16 protein-coding genes are annotated in these 17,562 nt (G+C 62.6%); 10 read left to right on the top strand and 6 right to left on the bottom strand.

The features are described from left to right. The first annotated feature begins 18 nt into the window (after positions 1–18). From ACN50D_RS02545 to ACN50D_RS02535, 3 genes are all read left to right on the top strand, one after another. Complete coding sequence (locus ACN50D_RS02545; protein ID WP_211920360.1) at positions 19–1,164, top strand: serine hydrolase domain-containing protein; 1,146 nt, start codon at positions 19–21, stop codon at positions 1,162–1,164. 306 nt (positions 1,165–1,470) lie between these two features. Beyond that, positions 1,471–2,157, top strand: a complete 687-nt coding sequence (locus tag ACN50D_RS02540; protein ID WP_064688877.1) for a TetR/AcrR family transcriptional regulator C-terminal domain-containing protein — start codon at positions 1,471–1,473, stop codon at positions 2,155–2,157. Positions 2,158–2,166: 9 nt separating this feature from the next. Then, positions 2,167–3,294, top strand: coding sequence for an FAD-dependent oxidoreductase (locus ACN50D_RS02535; RefSeq protein WP_211920361.1), 1,128 nt, complete (start codon positions 2,167–2,169; stop codon positions 3,292–3,294). Between the two features lie 15 nt (positions 3,295–3,309). Here the strand turns inward: ACN50D_RS02535 and ACN50D_RS02530 are convergent, their stop codons facing one another. Both ACN50D_RS02530 and ACN50D_RS02525 read right to left on the bottom strand, forming a co-directional pair. After that, on the bottom strand, positions 3,310–4,161 hold the full coding sequence (locus ACN50D_RS02530; RefSeq protein ID WP_030535650.1) for an SDR family oxidoreductase: 852 nt from the start codon (positions 4,159–4,161) through the stop codon (positions 3,310–3,312). Between the two features lie 102 nt (positions 4,162–4,263). Next, positions 4,264–5,007 carry a GntR family transcriptional regulator gene (locus tag ACN50D_RS02525; RefSeq protein WP_007734901.1) on the bottom strand — a complete coding sequence of 248 codons (744 nt, stop codon included), beginning with the start codon at positions 5,005–5,007 and terminating at the stop codon, positions 4,264–4,266. Between the two features lie 96 nt (positions 5,008–5,103). On the opposite strand from ACN50D_RS02525, the gene ACN50D_RS02520 reads away from it, so the two are divergent. The 6 genes from ACN50D_RS02520 to ACN50D_RS02495 are packed head-to-tail and all read left to right on the top strand — an operon-like array spanning position 5,104 to position 10,846. Beyond that, complete coding sequence (locus tag ACN50D_RS02520; RefSeq protein WP_211920363.1) at positions 5,104–6,231, top strand: TIGR03364 family FAD-dependent oxidoreductase; 1,128 nt, start codon at positions 5,104–5,106, stop codon at positions 6,229–6,231. Between the two features lie 25 nt (positions 6,232–6,256). Then, complete coding sequence (locus tag ACN50D_RS02515) at positions 6,257–6,934, top strand: phosphonatase-like hydrolase (RefSeq protein WP_050656492.1); 678 nt, start codon at positions 6,257–6,259, stop codon at positions 6,932–6,934. 25 nt (positions 6,935–6,959) lie between these two features. After that, positions 6,960–8,009 (top strand): 2-aminoethylphosphonate ABC transporter substrate-binding protein, encoded by a 1,050-nt coding sequence (locus ACN50D_RS02510; protein ID WP_054187752.1) that lies wholly within the window; start codon positions 6,960–6,962, stop codon positions 8,007–8,009. 2 nt (positions 8,010–8,011) lie between these two features. Then, entirely contained in the window at positions 8,012–9,187 is a 1,176-nt protein-coding gene (locus tag ACN50D_RS02505) for an ABC transporter ATP-binding protein (protein WP_211920365.1), read from the top strand. Next, the gene (locus tag ACN50D_RS02500) at positions 9,184–10,086 is read left to right on the top strand and encodes a 2-aminoethylphosphonate ABC transporter permease subunit (RefSeq protein ID WP_042450795.1); all 903 of its coding nucleotides are present in this window, start codon (positions 9,184–9,186) and stop codon (positions 10,084–10,086) included. The genes ACN50D_RS02505 and ACN50D_RS02500 overlap by 4 nt, the downstream gene beginning before the upstream one ends. Beyond that, entirely contained in the window at positions 10,061–10,846 is a 786-nt protein-coding gene (locus ACN50D_RS02495; protein WP_003942733.1) for an ABC transporter permease, read from the top strand. Before ACN50D_RS02500 ends, ACN50D_RS02495 begins: the two co-directional genes overlap by 26 nt. 56 nt (positions 10,847–10,902) lie before the next feature. Here ACN50D_RS02495 and ACN50D_RS02490 read toward each other — a convergent pair whose 3' ends face one another. Then, positions 10,903–12,525: an AMP-binding protein gene (locus ACN50D_RS02490; protein ID WP_042450797.1), complete on the bottom strand. Its 1,623-nt coding sequence runs from the start codon at positions 12,523–12,525 to the stop codon at positions 10,903–10,905. A 178-nt stretch (positions 12,526–12,703) separates the two neighbouring features. On the opposite strand from ACN50D_RS02490, the gene ACN50D_RS02485 reads away from it, so the two are divergent. Continuing rightward, positions 12,704–13,513, top strand: coding sequence for a LuxR C-terminal-related transcriptional regulator (locus ACN50D_RS02485; protein ID WP_042450799.1), 810 nt, complete (start codon positions 12,704–12,706; stop codon positions 13,511–13,513). A gap of 4 nt (positions 13,514–13,517) precedes the next feature. Here ACN50D_RS02485 and ACN50D_RS02480 read toward each other — a convergent pair whose 3' ends face one another. The 3 genes from ACN50D_RS02480 to ispG all read right to left on the bottom strand — a co-directional run bounded on the left by ACN50D_RS02480 (position 13,518) and on the right by ispG (position 17,507). Continuing rightward, complete coding sequence (locus ACN50D_RS02480; protein WP_064688741.1) at positions 13,518–15,332, bottom strand: penicillin-binding transpeptidase domain-containing protein; 1,815 nt, start codon at positions 15,330–15,332, stop codon at positions 13,518–13,520. Between the two features lie 69 nt (positions 15,333–15,401). Continuing rightward, complete coding sequence (locus ACN50D_RS02475; RefSeq protein ID WP_003942692.1) at positions 15,402–16,238, bottom strand: GNAT family N-acetyltransferase; 837 nt, start codon at positions 16,236–16,238, stop codon at positions 15,402–15,404. A gap of 111 nt (positions 16,239–16,349) precedes the next feature. Then, positions 16,350–17,507 carry a flavodoxin-dependent (E)-4-hydroxy-3-methylbut-2-enyl-diphosphate synthase gene (gene ispG / locus ACN50D_RS02470; RefSeq protein ID WP_007734888.1) on the bottom strand — a complete coding sequence of 386 codons (1,158 nt, stop codon included), beginning with the start codon at positions 17,505–17,507 and terminating at the stop codon, positions 16,350–16,352. Between the last annotated feature and the right edge of the window lie 55 nt (positions 17,508–17,562).

Raw genomic sequence — 17,562 nt, 5'->3', positions numbered from 1 at the left:
ACAGGCAGAGTTCGACTCATGAAAACCGGAGCAAGACGCATCCTGCTTGTCGGCCTGTGCAGCGCCATGGTTGGAGCTGTAATCAGCTGCAGCACGGACAAATCCACAGACACATCCGACAAGATCATGGACTCGACCATCACCGACCAGCTCGATTCGATCGTCGGCGCAGCGGTGAATTCGACCGGGATTCCCGGTGCGATGGTGGGCATTTGGGGGCCCGCCGGCAACTATGTCAAGGTTGCAGGAGTCTCGGATACGGCAACCAAAGCGCCGATGGAAACCGACTTCTACCACCGGATCGGCAGCGTCACCAAAACATTTACCGTGACCGCCCTGCTGCAATTGGTCGACGAGGGAAAGATCGGTCTCGATGACCCGATCTCCAAGTACGTCGACGGCGTCATGGAAGGTGATGCGATCAGCTTGCGTCACCTGGCAGGAATGCGCAGCGGCCTCGTGGACTACACGACGTCCGAACAGTTTGTGATGGAATATCTTTCGGATCCCCGCCAAACTTTCACACCGGAGGAACTCGTCGGGTACGTCAAGGACCTCCCGCTTCAGCTTCGACCAGGGACCACCGTCGACTACTCGAACACCAACACTGTTCTGCTGGGCATGGTGATCGAAAAGGTCTCCGGCTCAAAACTGTCGGAAGTCATCGACACCAAGATCACGACACCACTCGGAATGGAGCACACCAGCTTTCCCACCACCAACGCGTTCCCGACACCACACGCTCAGGGGTACACCAACCAAACGCTCGACGAATCCGTGACCGCGGCGACGGACTGGAATCCGTCGTGGGGCGGCGCCGCGGGTGCAATGATCTCGTCGTTGGACGACATGCGCATCTGGGTTCCGGCGCTGGCCAAAGGCGATCTCCTGACCGACGCCACTCAGAAGCAGCGCCTGCAAACCGTGAGCTTGAGCGAAGGGGACGACAGCTCCGGCTACGGACTCGGTTTGTTCAACAGCGGCGGCTGGATCGGTCACAACGGAAGCCTGCCCGGCTACAAGACAGTCTCGGTCTACTTGCCCGAGAAGGACACCACCCTGGTCGTCTTCATCAACACCGACATCGACGGAGAGACCGACCTGACCAGTGCTTTGATGGTGCCGATCACCAAGTTGATCAGCCCGGGCAACGTCTACGGCTGATCACCTCGGGTCCGATCCACAATTCGGACGAAAGTGACATCTCGGGTTTCGATCTGTCGATAGGCTCGACCGTCGACAGATCGAAACCCGAAAGAGGCACTCATGGGATCGTTGAACGACTGGCTTCTCGACAGCGACAGCCCGCTCGTGGGGATTGTGGGTGGCATCCTACTGACGATCGCAATGCTCTCCGGCGGTACAGGCATGTAACCCACCGCTCCCGATATGGCTCCGCACAGCGGTGGACGTTCAGTGCGTGATCCAACGAACATGTTCGTTACGAACATGTTCGTGTACGGTAAAAACATGCCCAACCAGCCAGCAAGTCCATCGAGCCGACGCAATCGTCCGGCCAAACCCGCTCTGACACGCGAGGGCATCGTCAGTACCGCGGTGGAAATCTTGCGGTCGGAGGGCTTGCAGAAATTGACGATGCGTCGACTCGCCCTCGAACTCGACACCGGGCCGGCATCGATGTACGTGTACGTGCGCAATACCGCCGAATTGCACGCCGCCGTTCTGGACACACTTCTCGGAGTGGTCGACCTCGCCGAAAATTCCTCCGGCACTTGGCAAGCTCGCCTTGAACGGGTGTTGACCTCGTACACGGCCGTGCTGTTCGATCATCCCGGTCTCGCCCAGTCGGCACTCGTTTCCCGACCCAGCGGAGTTCACTACGTACGCCTGCTCGAGCGCCTGCTGGCATTGCTCGACGAAGGCGAAGTCCCTCCAGGTCAGGCCGCGTGGGGCGTGGACTTGCTACTGCAGTACGCGACGTCCACTGCTGCCGAACACTCGGCGCCGAACAATTCCGCCGACGCGGATGCCCGATGGAGCGCGTTGACCGACGCAATCCAGAACGCAAACCCGCAGACGCACCCACTCGTCGCAAGACATGCAACAGCTCTACTTGCCGGTGAACCCTCGGCGCGCCTCTCCTGGGGATTCCGCACGCTCATCACGGGCATCGAGAACACCCCACTCACTTCTTAGGAACCCACCATGAACCACTACCCCATCGCAATCATCGGCGCCGGCCTCGGTGGCCTCACCCTCGCCCGAGTCCTCCATCTCCGCGGAATCGATTCGGCGGTATTCGATCTCGAATCCGGACCGACAGCCAGAACTCAAGGCGGGATGCTCGACATCCACGAAGACTCGGGTCAGATCGCGCTTCGTGCCGCCGGCCTCTATGAGGAGTTCCGCGCCCTCGTTCATCAAGGCGGGGAAGAGACACGCGTCCTCGATCGAAATGCCGTCGTGCACCTGAACGAGCAGGACACCGGAGACGGCGACCGCCCGGAAATCGACCGCGGCCAGCTCCGTGACCTACTGCTCAGCTCAATTCCGAAGGAAACAATCCACTGGGGAGCCAAGGTCCGCAGTGCCCATCCGTTGCCGGACGGTCGGCATGAAGTCCACCTCGCGGATGGCACCCACTTCACCACCGATCTCCTGGTCGGCGCCGACGGTGCGTGGTCGAAAATCCGTCCACTGGTTTCAAACGACACTCCTGCGTACACCGGAATATCATTCGTGGAGTTCGACCTTCACGACGCCGACAACCAGCACGTGGATGCCGCTGAAACCGTCGGCGGCGGAATGATGTTCGCACTCAGTGCCGACAAGGGCTTCCTTGCCCACCGTGAGACCGACAACAGTCTGCACATCTATGCCGCCCTGCGAGTTCCCGAGAGCTGGGCAGCGAGTGTCGACTTCTCCGACGATCACATTGCGAAGAAGGTTCTGCTGGAACACTTCTCGGACTGGGACGAGTCACTGCGTTCACTGATCGTCGAAGCCGACAGCTCGCTGACCCCTCGCCCCATCCATGCCCTTCCCATCGGCCACAGTTGGAGCCGTACTCCCGGGGTCACTCTGCTCGGGGACGCGGCACACGTTATGTCGCCGTTTGCCGGAGAGGGTGCGAACCTGGCAATGCTCGACGGCGCGGAACTCGGCCAGGCGATCGCTTCGCACAGCAGCACGGAGGAAGGGCTAGCTGTCTACGAAGAGCGACTCTTCCCACGCAGCGCCGCGGCGGCACAACAGTCCGCTGATGGACTGGACATGTGCTTCGGCGAGAACGCACCCCAGGGGCTCGTGGACATGTTCACCTCACTCCCGTGACCTGACAAACTCGGATCAGGTCGTCACGTCCACGTGGGCAAGCGACGAGGACAAACCGCGATGGGCTTCAACTTGATCGAGTAGTTGGTGGGCTTTCTGCTCAACCACGGACACTGCATCGGCACCGGCGACCCAACGACGTGGGGGTAGCGGCGAATCGACAAGTGCCACAAGTGCCGCGGCAAGTTTCACCGGATCCCCGCCCTGGGCACCGTTCATACTCTTCCACGCTTCGACGGTCTCGCCGGTCCGAGCGTCGTAATCGTCTATCGACAATTCCGGCCAGACCGACGACGCACCCTCGACAAGCAGTTCGGTCCGGAAGAATCCCGGCTCCACGATCATCGTCCCGATTCCGTACGGTTCGACATCGAATTGCAATGATTCCATCCAACCCTCCAGCGCAAACTTCGACGCCGCGTAGGCTGCGCAAAACTCCTGACCAACCAGGCCCGCAAGCGAGCTGACAGTCACGACACGTCCACTCCGTTGCCTACGCATTACCGGCAACACCGCCCGTGTCACATTGATCGGCCCGAAAAAGTTGGTCTCCATCTGAGCGCGAAGTTGCGCCGGACTGACAACCTCGAAGAACCCGGCGTAGAAGTTTCCGGCGTTGTTCACCAGTACATCGATTCCACCAAATCGTGCAACTGCCGTGTCCACCGCAGCATATGCGGCTTGTTCGTCGGTGATGTCCAAGGCAATCACCAACAGGTCGTCATGCTCACCGATCGCTGCAGAAACACGGTCCGCATCACGCCCCGTTGCCACCACCGCGTGCCCGCCGGCAAGAGCCGCCTGAGCAATGTCGACTCCCATGCCCCGGCCTGCGCCGGTTACGAACCAGACTTTCTTGTCACCCATGTTCACTGTCCTCCCGTTTGATGGAGTCCAGTACAGAACAGATTCCACGGGCCTGGGAGTGCCTATCGTTCCCGGTAACAGCAGACCCCCTCGACGCCCCTCCTACTCGCGAAGAGTCGTCAAGAAGGCAATACGGTCACCACGGTAGAGCGAACGAACGCGCTCGATCGGCACACCATCCGGGTCGACAGACGTCCGGTGCAATAGAAGCATCGGCATCGAGGTGGTGGACTCGACGAGGGTTGCCTCCCGCGGTGAAGCGAGCACCGTCTCGATCCGTTCGGTTGCGGAGGCAAAGACCACGCCGATGGAACGGATAGCCGCGTACAGCGACGTCGTCGCATCGAAAGCGTCGAGCATCTCACCGAACCTGCTGTCCGGCAGGAACGTTGATTCGAGTCCGATCTTCTCTCCGTCGGCGAAGAGAACACGCTCGAGATGAACGACGCTGTCACCTGGTTCGATACCCAATTCCGTGGCGAGACCGTCGTCGGCCGACATTCGTTCGAAGGTCACAACCTTACGACTGGGTACTCGCCCAGCGCTCAGAGCACCTTCGGTATAGGAACGAATCGATAGCGGCTGAACCAACTTCGGACTCGCGACGACAGTGCCCCGCCCCCGCCGCTCGATTCGCCCTTCGACAAGAAGATCACGAAGCGCTTGACGGACCGTCTCGCGAGCGACTGTGAACCGCGCCGCCAATTCCCGCTCGGACGGGACTGCGTCGCCCTCCTCGAGCCCACTGAGAATGGTCTCGATCTCGGTGCGCACCCGGTAGTACTTCAACTCCGGTTCGATCACGACGCTCGAGGTCCCCGGCCCGGTGGACGTCTGCTGATTCATGGCGCAAGCGTACAAGAATTCGGTCTATACCAATTGTTAACCTGGAGTTCGTCTCGATTCCCCCTATTGGTCTAGACCAAACGTCACTATCTCTACATGCGAATTTTGATTGTGGGCGGAGGGATCCTCGGAACGGCGCACGCCGACGAGGCAATCCGTCGGGGACACGACGTCATCCATCTCGAACGTGAGCCCGAAGCCCGCGGTGCCACGGTACGGAACTTCGGCCTCGTCTGGGTATCCGGGCGAGCCCCGCACGAACTCGAAGCTGCGCTGCGCTCGCGCGAACTGTGGGCAGACCTTGCCGCCCGTGTCCCCGGCGTCGGATACCGCCCAGCCGGCTCCATCACCCTCATGCGCACCGAGGAGGAGGTCGCGGTCGCGCAGGAAGCGTTCTCTCGGCCGGACGCCGACAACCGAGGGTTCGCGCTTCTGGATCCCGACGCCGTTCGCGTCGTCAACCCCGCGCTCCGGGGCAAGTTTCTCGGCGGACTGCACTGCACGCTGGACGCCGCTGTCGAGTCACGGCAAGCGCTCCCCGCCATCCGTTCTTACCTCGAATCCACCGGCCGTTACACCTTCCACGCCGGAACGGAAGCCCGCGAGATCACGACGACCACCTCCGGCGCACACATCCGCGACGACCACGGTCGCAGCTTCGACGCCGATCTCGTGATCGTCTGCCCCGGAGCAACACTCGGCGGATTGGCTCGCGATCTCGCCGGCGATCTCCCGTTGCGCCGTGTGCGCCTGCAGATGATGCAGAGCGCCCCACTCGGCGAAAAGCTCACCACCGCAATCGCTGACGGTGACAGCTTCCGCTACTACCCGAGTTTCGCCGGATCTGCCCTCGATCACCTCCGTACAGTACAGCCGCAGGAACCGACTGCCGAGGAGCACCGCATGCAACTCCTGTGCGTGCAGCGCTTGCACGGCGGTCTGACCATCGGCGACACCCACGAATACGAGGAGCCCTTCGACTTCGACGTCGACGAGGCGCCCTATCGCCATCTGTCCGGAGTCGTGGAAACACTTCTGGGACGCGATCTTCCGCCAATCGTCAAGCGTTGGGCGGGCGTCTACAGCCAGTGCATCGACCCCTCACAACTTGTTCACCGCGCACAAGCCGCCGACAACGTCTGGGTGGTTGCCGGCCCCGGTGGCCGCGGTATGACGCTCGGCCCGGCACTGGCGGAACAAACCGCCGACCAGCTCGGTCTCTGAATCTCTCCGACAAGAAAGACTTCTCATGTCTCCGATCACCCTCGCCGTTCTCGACATGGCCGGCACCACCGTCGCCGACGACGGACTGGTTCTTCGCGCCTTCGCTGCCGCCGCTGAAGCCGGCGGACTGCCCGCCGAAGGCCCGGAAGCCGACGCCGCTCGCCAGTACGTCCTCGACACGATGGGCCAGTCGAAGATCGTCGTGTTCCGGGCGATTTTCGGTGACGAAGACCGCGCCCAGGCCGCGAACGCCGCCTTCGAAACCACGTACGACTCCCTCATCGACCAGGGCCTGGCCGAGCCGATCCCCCGCGCCGAGAAAGCCATCACCACTTTGCGCGAGGCCGGCATCAAAGTTGCCTTGACCACCGGGTTCAGCCGATCGACGCAGGACAAACTCCTCGTCGCGCTCGGCTGGGAAACCCTCGCCGATCTCACCCTCTCCCCCGCCGAAGCCGGTCGCGGTCGACCGTACCCGGACCTGATTCTGACTGCCCTGCTCAAACTTTCGATCGACGACGTCCACCAGATCGCCGTACTCGGCGACACGTCCAACGACGTGCTCAGCGGCATTCGTTCCGGCGCATCCATCGTCGCCGGAACTCTGACCGGCGCACACGACGAGCAACAGCTTCGCGACGCCGGAGCCACCCACATCGTCCCGTCCGTGACGGAGTTCGCCGAACTCCTCACCCACTCCTGATCTCACCTCCGAAAAAGGAATCGTCATGCGTCTACGCCCGAGCATCGCTGCGGCCGCTCTCGCCGTGTCCGTCCTTTCGTTCACCACTGCCTGCGGTGGCACCGGCACTGCTGCCGGATCAGACACCGAGACCGTCACCGTATACAGCGCCGACGGCCTGTCCGGTTGGTACAAGGGAAGATTCGACGCCTTCACCGCGCAGACCGGTATCGCCGTCAACCTCGTGGAAGCCGGATCCGGCGAGGTCGTCTCCCGCGTCGAAAAGGAGCAGTCCAACCCACAGGCAGACGTGATCATCACGCTGCCCCCGTTCATCCAGAAGGCCGACGCCCAAGGTCTGCTCGAGCCCAGCGGAATCGACACCTCCGCCGTTCCTACCGACGAGAAGGACGACGCCGGCAAGTACGTACCCGTCGTCGAGAATTACCTCTCGTTCATCGCCAATCCGACTGCATCACCCGCCCCACAATCTTGGGACGATCTGCTCACTGACCAGTTCAAGGGCAAGTTGCAGTACTCCACGCCCGGCCAGGCCGGCGACGGCACCGCGGTGCTCTTGCTGCTCCAGCACCTGATGGGTAAGGAAGGAGCACTCGACTACCTCGGAAAGCTCCAGGCCAACAACGTCGGACCCTCGTCTTCCACCGGAAAGCTCCAGCCCAAGGTCAGTAACGGAGAGCTGCTGGTCGCCAACGGTGACGTCCAGATGAACCTCGCCTCCATCGCCGACGACGGATCGAAGTTCGACATCTTCTTCCCCGCTGGAGCCGACGGCACTCGCACCACCATTGCACTGCCCTACGTAATGGGCCTCGCCAAGAGCGCACCGAGCAGCGAACAAGCCAAGAAGTTGATGGAGTTCCTGCTCTCCGAAGAATCCCAGAAGACCGTCGCCACCGATGCACTCGGCGTATCGGTCCGCGAGGACGTCCGAAGCGCTGCCGGTGAATCCACCGACAAGAACACGCCTTCCGGAGTTCTGCAGGGCGTCAACGTGTGGACCCCGAACTGGAACGACGTCCTCAGCTCGCTCGACGCCGACATCGCCGCTTACCAGAAAGCCACCGGGAGCTGATCATGGCAAGAACCAGACTGGGGCGGACGCTCCCCGAGACCGTCGGTGTTCACGGAGCGATCGAACATTCCGCTCCGGCCATCACGTTCGATCGTGTGAACGTCGCCTACGGCCGCGGGAAGACCGCAACCCATGCACTCGTCGATTTCAATCTACGAGTGGCGCCGGGTGAAACTGTGGCACTGCTGGGGCCCAGTGGATCCGGCAAGTCGACCGCCCTGAAGGCCCTCGCGGGATTTGTCCGCCCCACGTCCGGTTCCGTCAAGCTCGGCACCCGAGACATCACCAATCTGCCTCCCGCACAACGCGGTATCGGCGTCGTCGTCCAGTCGTACGCTCTCTTCCCGCACATGCGAGTATCCGAAAACGTAGCCTTCGGACTCCGAGCCCATCGCGTGCCGCGGTCGGAGATCGGCACTCGCGTGGCCGAAGCCCTGGACATGGTCGGGATGTCGGCGTACGGAAAGCGGCTTCCCCGTGAACTTTCCGGCGGTCAACAGCAGCGAATCGCCATTGCCCGAGCGTTGGCAATTCGCCCTGGAGTACTCCTCCTCGACGAACCACTGGCCGCCCTGGATGCTCAACTTCGCGAGAGCATGCTCGGTGAACTGGCGAGACTGCGCGCAGCACTACCTGACACAGCCATGCTCTATGTGACGCACGATCAGAGTGAAGCCCTGGCGCTCGCAGACCGAATCGCAGTGATGCGCAACGCCAGACTCGCGGACATCGACACCGCTGAGGCCTTGTGGAAACGTCCGCCGTCCAGCTTCACCGCGGCGTTCCTCGGGGGTGCCAACCTACTGCCCTGCACCGTCACACGCGTCATCGGCACCTCCGCGCTGGTCTCGATCGGTGGCACGCCGTTCACTGCTCACGCCCCGCAGCCCGAGATCGGGCACATCGAATGGGAGTCCGACATGGACGCCTACCTGTGTGTTCGTCCACACGCGGTAGCCGTAACCGGCCTCGGCGCACGAGGATCATTCCCGGCGCGCATCGTCTCGAGCGTCTGGCGCGGTTCCACGACGCGTCTGACGCTGGCTGTACGTGGCCTCGACGATGTCCGCGTCGACGCGGATGTTCCAGGGCACGACGAACGACCGGTCGACACCGAAGTGGGCGTCGTCCTGCCCACGGACGGCAGTGTCCTGGTTCCGGCGGATCGCCACCCATGACGACAACCCTGGAACGCCCCGAAACCGCTGCGCCCCAGCACAAAGACCCGATCGCGTGGCGCCGGATCGGCTGGACGCTGCCACCACTGCTTCTTGTCCTCGTGTTTGCTGTCTATCCCACTGCGCGTGTCCTCACGGAATCTCTGAGCACCGCAGATGGCACCGGGTTGTCCACGTGGTCTTCGGTGCTCGGTTCGGAACTGTTCAGAACCGCGCTCTGGCGGACCATCCAAATCGCCGTGGCGTCGACCCTGGGTTGCCTGATCCTGGGAACCTTCCTCGCCTTGGTGCTGGCCTTCGTTCCGTTCGCCGGATCCAAGGTGGTGGGGCGATTGATCGACACGGTGCTCGCCCTGCCGTCTTTCCTGATCACGCTGGCGTTCACGTTCCTGTACGGGACAGCCGGCGCCGTCAACGCCTTGATCGTCCGCATCACCGGCGATGCGAGCGGCCCACTGAATTTCCTCAACACTCCGTTCGGTGTGATCGCGGCCGAAATCACTTTCTTCACCCCCTTTGTCGTGCGTCCGCTATTAGCAGCGTTCACCCAGATTCCGCGTGAACAACTCGACGTGGCAGCCAGTCTCGGTGCGTCACCCGTCCGAGTTCTGCGGCAGGTGGTGATGCCGGAAGCGTGGCCGGCCCTCCTGGCCGGTGGATCGCTCGTACTTCTGATGACACTGAATGAATTCGGCATCGTGCTCTTCACCGGGGCTAAAGACGTCGTAACTCTTCCGGTCCTCATCTACACCCGCGGCATTGTCACCTTCGACTTGCCCGGCGCAGCAGTGATCGCGACGGTCCAGGTCGCACTCTCACTCGGCCTGTACTGCCTCTACCGATTCACCTTCAACAGATTGATGGGAGGCAGCCGTGCTGCTGTGGACACGAAGCTCTAGGGCCCTCGTACTCGGATTCTTCACCCTGGTCGTCGCGGTGGTTTTTGTCGCGCCCATCGCCACCGTCGTCGCGGCTGCCTTGGCCGGATCGTGGACCGGTCCACTTCCGTCGAATCTCGGCGGCAAGAACTTCTCCACGGCGCTGTCCGACGAGAACTTCGCCAGCCTGATCGTCAGTTTGCAGACTGCATTCATCGCGGGGGCATTGGCATTGATCGTCGGAACGTGGGCCGCGCTGGCCTCGCGTGAGGCACCGATGTGGCTGCGGCGCATCACCGATGCCGTATTCCATTTACCGATTGCGGTTCCGTCGGTCGCGATCGGCTTGGGTCTGCTCATCACTTTCAACGAGCGCCCGCTACTGCTCGGCGGCACCAAGTGGATCGTGATTCTCGCTCACACGGTTTTGGTGCTTGCCTTTGCCTTCAGTTCCGTATCGGCCGCGCTCGAACGGCTCGATCCCGCCTACCGTCAAGCTGCCGAATCACTCGGCGCCGGCCCGGTGCGGGTGCTGACACGGGTAACGCTACCGCTGCTGCTCCCAGCGTTGGGTGCGGCCGCCGGGCTTTCCATCGCACTGTCGATGGGTGAGCTGGGCGCAACGGTCATGGTCTACCCGGCGACATGGAAGACCTTGCCGGTCAGCATCTTCGGACTCACCGACCGTGGCCAGGTATTTCTTGCCGCAGCAAATACGACACTGCTGCTTGCAGTCACCCTGGTCGCCCTCATGGTGGTCGGCAGAATTCGTCGGCGCTGACCTTGCTGTGCGCCTTTATTAACCGCCGGGGGTTAATAAAGGCGCACAGCAGGGGTTTATCCCTTCCGCAAGATGTACCGCTGAACCTTCCCACTCGGGGTCTTGGGCAGGTTCGGAACAAAGTGCACCGTGCGCGGGTACGCGTGCGCGGCGAACTTCTTCTTCACCAACGTCTGCAGTTCCTTCTCGAGTTCGTCGTCGCCGTCGACGCCTTCGCGAAGAACGACGAACGCCTCGAGAACCTCACCACGCAACTCGTCGGGCATGCCCACCACGGCGGCCTCGATGACGTGCTCGTGCATGACCAGCACGCTCTCGACGTCGAAGGGACCGATGCGGTAGCCCGCCATGATGATGACGTCGTCGTCGCGCGAGGAGAAGAAGAAGAATCCGTCCTCGTCCGTCATTCCCGCATCACCGGTGATGTACCAGCGGCCGTCTTCGCTGAATCGCTGCTTCGTCTTCTCCGGCGCATCGACGTACCCGGTGAACCACATCAACGGGCTGTTGTGAGTATCGATCGCCACGCGGCCCTGAGTGCGGGCCGGTGCAATGTCATCCGAATTGTCTTCCAGCACAGCGGCAGACCAACCCGGCAACGGACGACCCATGGATCCGGGACGGACATCGTCGCGAAGTCCGTCGGCCCAGGCGTTGACGATGAACATGCCGTGCTCGGTCTGGCCGTAGTGATCACGGACCTCGACGCCCAACGAGTTCTTCGACCACGCAACAACATCCGGAGTCAAGGGCTCACCGGCCGAGGAAGCGCGGCGCAGCGAGATGCCTTCCGGAACGGGAGCCTTGTCGGCACGCAGACTGCGGTAGACGGTCGGAGCGGCGGCAAAATTGGTGACACCGAACTTCTCGATGATCTGCCACGTCAGCGGCGCGGAGAATCCGGCGTGCAGCAGAAGGCTTCGCGTGCCGGCGGCAAGCGGGCCGAGCAACGCGTAGTACAGCCCGTACGCCCAGCCCGGGTCTGCGGCGTTCCAGAACACGTCGTCCTCTCGGACGTCGAGGCCGAACTCCTGGTAGGCGTGGAACGAGGCGAGCGCGCGCACCGGAACCGGCACGCCCTTGGGTGTTCCCGTGGTGCCACTGGTGAACAACTGCACCATCGGTGCGTTGCCGCCGACTGCCTGAGCAGCGCCCTTCGCGTCTTCGGCATCCTGAGCTGCGACAAGTGCGTCGAAGTCCAACTCGTCACCGGCCGCGCCGCCCGCGACGATGACCTGCCACGCTGCGTCGGCGGGGATGTCCTCTCCCGGCGCGAGCTTCTCGAGCTGATTGGCGTCGGAAATGACCACCTTCGCGCCGCTGGCCGTCAAGCGGAAAGCGATGGCCGGCGAAGCGAACGCCGTGAACAAGGGCACGTGGACTGCTCCGCGGCGCCAGATTCCGAGGAGCGCGACCACCAGGTCCGCAGACTTACCCATCAAGGTCGCGACGTTGTCACCCGGCTCTACTCCGAGGTCGGCCAGAGCTGCCGCGAAACGCGCCGACTGCTCACGTAGATGACCGTAAGTGAGGTCCACCGAGCTAAGGTCTGCCTCGACGACGGTGAATGCAACGCCATCCGCGGGATGCCGATCGCAGAGCAATTCTGCGGCGCTGGCATGCGGGGTGTCGTACTGGTCCAGCAGCTCGCGCACCCGTGCGGTGGGATCGGTGCTCATCAACTTGCTCCTTATCGATCGTCGTATGGTTGGCCCGACCGGTTACGTTGGCGGCTCGTCATACGTACTGTTCACCCCCTATGATCTAGCTCACAAGAGAACTTCACTACCCCCAGAAAGGGGTACCTGCGTGAACCGACATGCTTCGTCACTTCTGCGCCCCCGCGACGGGGACGCAATGCGAGGTGAACTCCGAACAATCGCAGCTCAGGGCGTTGTTCCCGTGCTGTTCGGAGGCGAGGTCCAGGACGGAACCCTGCACCTGAGCGAATTCGTCGGCACCCGCACCAACAACCTCAAGGGCTTGGCCATCCCGCCGCGCTCGGGCATGGGCGGACGCGTCGTAGCCCAGGGTTCACCGATCACCGTCAACGATTACGGCAATTCGCAGTCCATCACTCATCACTTCGACCGTCCTGTTCTCAGCGAGGGCCTGCATTCGATCATCGCCGTTCCGGTCATGGTTTCGGGAAAATCGCGCGCTGTGCTCTACGCCGCGATCCGCGATTCCGCTCCGTTGGGTGACCGCACAGCAGACGTCATGGTCGGCGCATCCCGGCGTCTCGGGATGGAGTTCGCCATCCGCGACGAAGTCGATCGTCGCCTGCAACTACTGCAGGCCGCCGCCGCGACTACCGCCGACGGTATGTCTTCGGAAGAGATCCGCGGAGTCCACGCCGAACTACGCAGTGTCGCCCAGACCGTCACCGACACCGACTTGCAGACCAAACTCCGCGGACTCTCCCAGCGTTTGGCCAACCTGCTGCGTCCTACCGCCGACGCCGAATCCGACGTCACGCTCACCCCGCGTGAAGTGGACGTTCTCTCTCAGGTCGCACTCGGCTGCACCAACATCGAAGCCGGCCAACGGCTTTCCCTTCGCCCGGAAACAGTCAAGAGCTATCTGCGAAGCGCGATGGGAAAGCTGGACGCGAGCTCACGCCACGAAGCCGTGGTGACCGCCCGGAGGTTGGGACTGCTCCCCTGACGGGTCAGTAGCCTTCAGGCAGGGCGGTGAGCATGTCGCGGGTGACTGCGACGGCGTTGTCCGAACTTCCGCCCCGCACAACCAGAGTCGCGAAGGCCAGGTTCCCGCGATAGCCGACGAACCACGCGTGCGATCCCCCTTCGACCTCGGCTTCACCGGTCTTGCCGTACACCTCACCCTGATCTTCGACGCGTTCTGCAGTACCGCTGGTGACCACGAGTCGCATCATGCCGCGCAGGCCGTCGACCATGGCGGGCGAGATCGCCGGGCGCTCACCGTCGATGGTGGTTTCGCGCCCTGAAATCAGTTGCGGCACCGGAGTCGAACCGTTCGCGACCGTCGCCGCTGCCATCGCCATTCCGAACGGACTGACCACGACCTTTCCCTGACCGAACCCGTCTTCGGTCCGCTGCACCAGATCCGACGCCGGCGGCACCGAACCGGAATCGATCGGCAATCCCACCACGTTGTAGTCCTGGCCGATGCCGAACTGCGCTGCGGCAGTGGTCAACGTGTCTGGTTGCATCTCGCTGGCCAGCTTGGCGAAGGACGTGTTGCACGAACGCGCGAAGGCCGTTGCCATCGGCACCGTGCCGAGTGAGAACTCGTTGTAGTTGGGGACGCTGCGCTCACCGATCTCGATCCGGCCCGGGCAGGGCACCATCGTGTCGGGGGTCGCCTGACCGGTCGAAATTGCGGCGCCTGCCGTGATGATCTTGAACGTCGAACCGGGCGGGTACTGACCCATCGTCGCGACCGGACCGTCGCGGTCTGCTGCCTTGTTCTGTGCGACAGCCAGGATCGCCCCACTCGACGGTTCGATGACCACCATCATCGCCTGATCCTTGTTCACGTTCACGGCACGCTGAGCAGCGATCTGAATGTTGCGATCCAAACTGATACTGAACGACGGAACAGGTTGCGGCGCAGTCTCGGTCAGCACATCGGTGTCGACGCCGTTCTGGTTGACCGTGACGACACTCCAGCCGGCTTTGCCGTCGACCTCGTCGATGATCGTCTTCTTGATCTGCCCGAGAAGGTCAGGCGCGAACTCCGGGTCCGTCGAGACGAGATCCGATTCGTCCGAGACAGATACTCCCGAGATGGCTCCCAGTTGCGCCGATACCTGGTCGTAGTCGTCACTGCGCAGGCGGGTCACCAGATAGTCGCCCTTGACGGCCGTCGAGGATTCGGCGATCGATTGACCCGTCAGCGAAGAATCGAACCGACCGAGAACACTTGCGAGACTGTTCGCGGAACCGATGATGTCGTTGCTCTTCGAGCGATCGAACTTCACTCGGTAGACAATTCCCGGCACCAGGACATCCGTGCCCGAATGCTCGTTGACCCGCGCTCGCGGCGCCGCGGTTGCCCGCAACGACATCGTCTGCTTGTCACCGAGGCGCGGATGAACGTCCGTCGAACTCCACCGGACGGACCAGTCACCGTCCTTGCGTCCCATCTGCAGCTCGCCGTCGTACGTCCACACGCGGTCTTTCGGAAGGTGCCACTCGTAGGTGTAGCCGACCGTCGCAGTGTCACCGTTCATCTTCACCGACGTGGTCTCGGCAGTCATCGACTCGGCCTGGAGCGCATCCCAGGTGTCACTCAATACAGGACCCGCGGAATCAGGCCGGTCCGTCAGTTTTGCTGCCTCGTCGATATCCCTGTCACCGAACGCACTCAGGAACTGCTGCGCGACGGGCTCGGGGCCGGCGGGTTTCGGAGTACACGAACTGATCCCCACCGCCAAGAAAATCACGGTGCAGGAGGCCAACAGTTGGGCCGAGCGACTACGAGAGAAATGCCGAGTGTTCATCGAGCCCCATAGTAGGGCGACAAATGCTCCACCCAGCGTAGGCGCGACCATTGCACGCAGCTTGTACGGTCAGTCGAGCAGCACCGTCGAGAAGGTCGCGACCTGTCGGAACCCCACCCGCGAATAGGTCGACCGCGCAATCGTATTGAAGCTGTTGACGTACAGGCTCGCAATGCGACCGGTCGCCATGATCGACTCCGCTACAGCCGCTGTACCGGTCACGCCGAAGCCCTGCCCACGAAATTCCGGGTTGACCCACACACCCTGGATCTGGCCACAGCGAGCAGACATCGAACCGACCTCCGCCTTGAAAACGACCTGGCCGTCCTCGATGTGCGCCCACGCTCGACCAGCGGCGATCAGGCTAGCGACACGGTGCCGGTATCCGCGCCCACCGTCGTTGGCACGCGGGTCGACTCCGACCTCTTCGATGAACATCGCGATCGCGGCAGGCAGATAGATCTCGAGTTCGTCCGAGCGAACCTGCCGGACCAGCGGATCCGACGGACACGCCAACGGCTCGGAAACCGCGAGCAACGGCTGTTCGGGGCGCACCTCCCGCGCAGTTCCCCAGTCGAGCTCGAGCATCTCCCACAGCGGCAACGCCAATTCGGCGCGGCCGACCACCGACGAGCACATGCGCGGAATCCGACAGGCACGGTCGGCGAATGCCCGAATGTCATCCGGATCGCCTCGAAGCGGAACCAGATTCGCCCCGGCAAAGCACAGTGAGGACAACGGCCCGCCTCGACTCCACAGCTCGCCGTGAATCATTCGTGGGTCGACGCCGCATTCTTCGACGCGCGCGGCAATCATGCAGGCCGCCACCGGATCGGCGTCGAGTACCCGTCGGACGTCTTCGAGATCTCGACTTCCGACCTGCTTGGCTCCGAGGAGTTTGAGCATCCGTCAACCCCCTCGACTCGACTGCGCGTCCACGAATATCACTACCCGATCATGATGCACTCAGATTGCCACGAACCTGACACCGACGGGGAAGATTCATCCGGCAATCACTCAACTCACGGTGACGACCGGCGCACCCTCCGAAGCGTCACCCTCCATGCTTTCGGCAATTTTCATCGCCTCTTCGATCAACGTCTCGACGATCTGCGCCTCGGGCACCGTCTTGATGACCTTGCCCTTGACGAATATCTGGCCCTTGCCGTTGCCGGACGCCACACCGAGGTCGGCCTCACGCGCTTCACCCGGTCCGTTCACGACGCAACCCATGACTGCCACGCGCAGCGGGATCTCCATGCCTTCGAGGCCGGCGGAGACCTCGTCGGCGAGTGTGTAGACATCGACCTGTGCACGGCCGCACGAGGGGCAAGAGACGATCTCGAGCTTGCGGGGACGCAGGTTCAGAGACTGCAGAATCTGGTTACCGACCTTGATTTCCTCGGCCGGCGGGGCCGAGAGCGAAACCCGGATGGTGTCGCCGATACCCTCCGCGAGCAGCGCTCCGAAGGCGACCGCGGACTTGATCGTGCCCTGAAACGCCGGCCCTGCCTCCGTGACGCCGAGGTGCAACGGGTAATCGCACTTCGCGGCAAGTTGGCGATAAGCCTCGACCATGATCACCGGATCGTTGTGCTTGACGGAGATCTTGATGTCACCGAAGCCGTGCTCTTCGAACAACCCGGCCTCCCACAGCGCGGACTCGACCAACGCTTCGGGCGTCGCCTTGCCGTACTTCTCCATCAACCGAGGATCGAGCGATCCCGCGTTGACACCGATACGAATCGGAATGCCTGCATCACCGGCAGCCTTGGCTACCTCTTTGACACGGCCGTCGAATTCCTTGATGTTGCCCGGATTGACGCGCACCGCAGCGCATCCCGCATCGATTGCCGCGAAGATGTAGCGCGGCTGGAAGTGGATGTCGGCGATAACCGGGATCTGGCTCTTCTTCGCAATGATCGACAACGCGTCCGCGTCTTCCTGACGCGGGCAGGCGACACGGACGATGTCGCAACCGGACGCGGTCAGTTCCGCGATCTGCTGGAGCGTTGCATTGACGTCGTGCGTCTTCGTGGTGCACATGGACTGCACCGAGATGGGGAAATCGCTGCCCACACCTACCGTGCCGACCTGCAGCTGCCGTGTCTTGCGTCGAGGAGCAAGGATCGCTGCGGGTGCCGAGGGCATTCCCAGTCCGATAGGGATGGTCACGTCTGTGCCTTCTTTCATAGCTTCACTGCAAGTTTAGCCGGGCGATCGCCGCACT

The sequence above is a fragment of the Rhodococcus sp. SB1D genome (assembly GCF_048573875.1).
Classification (GTDB): Bacteria; Actinomycetota; Actinomycetes; order Mycobacteriales; family Mycobacteriaceae; genus Rhodococcus_F; species Rhodococcus_F qingshengii.
The sequence above is the reverse complement of the archived record's forward strand: the minus strand, read 5'-3'. Positions and strand labels throughout refer to the sequence as shown.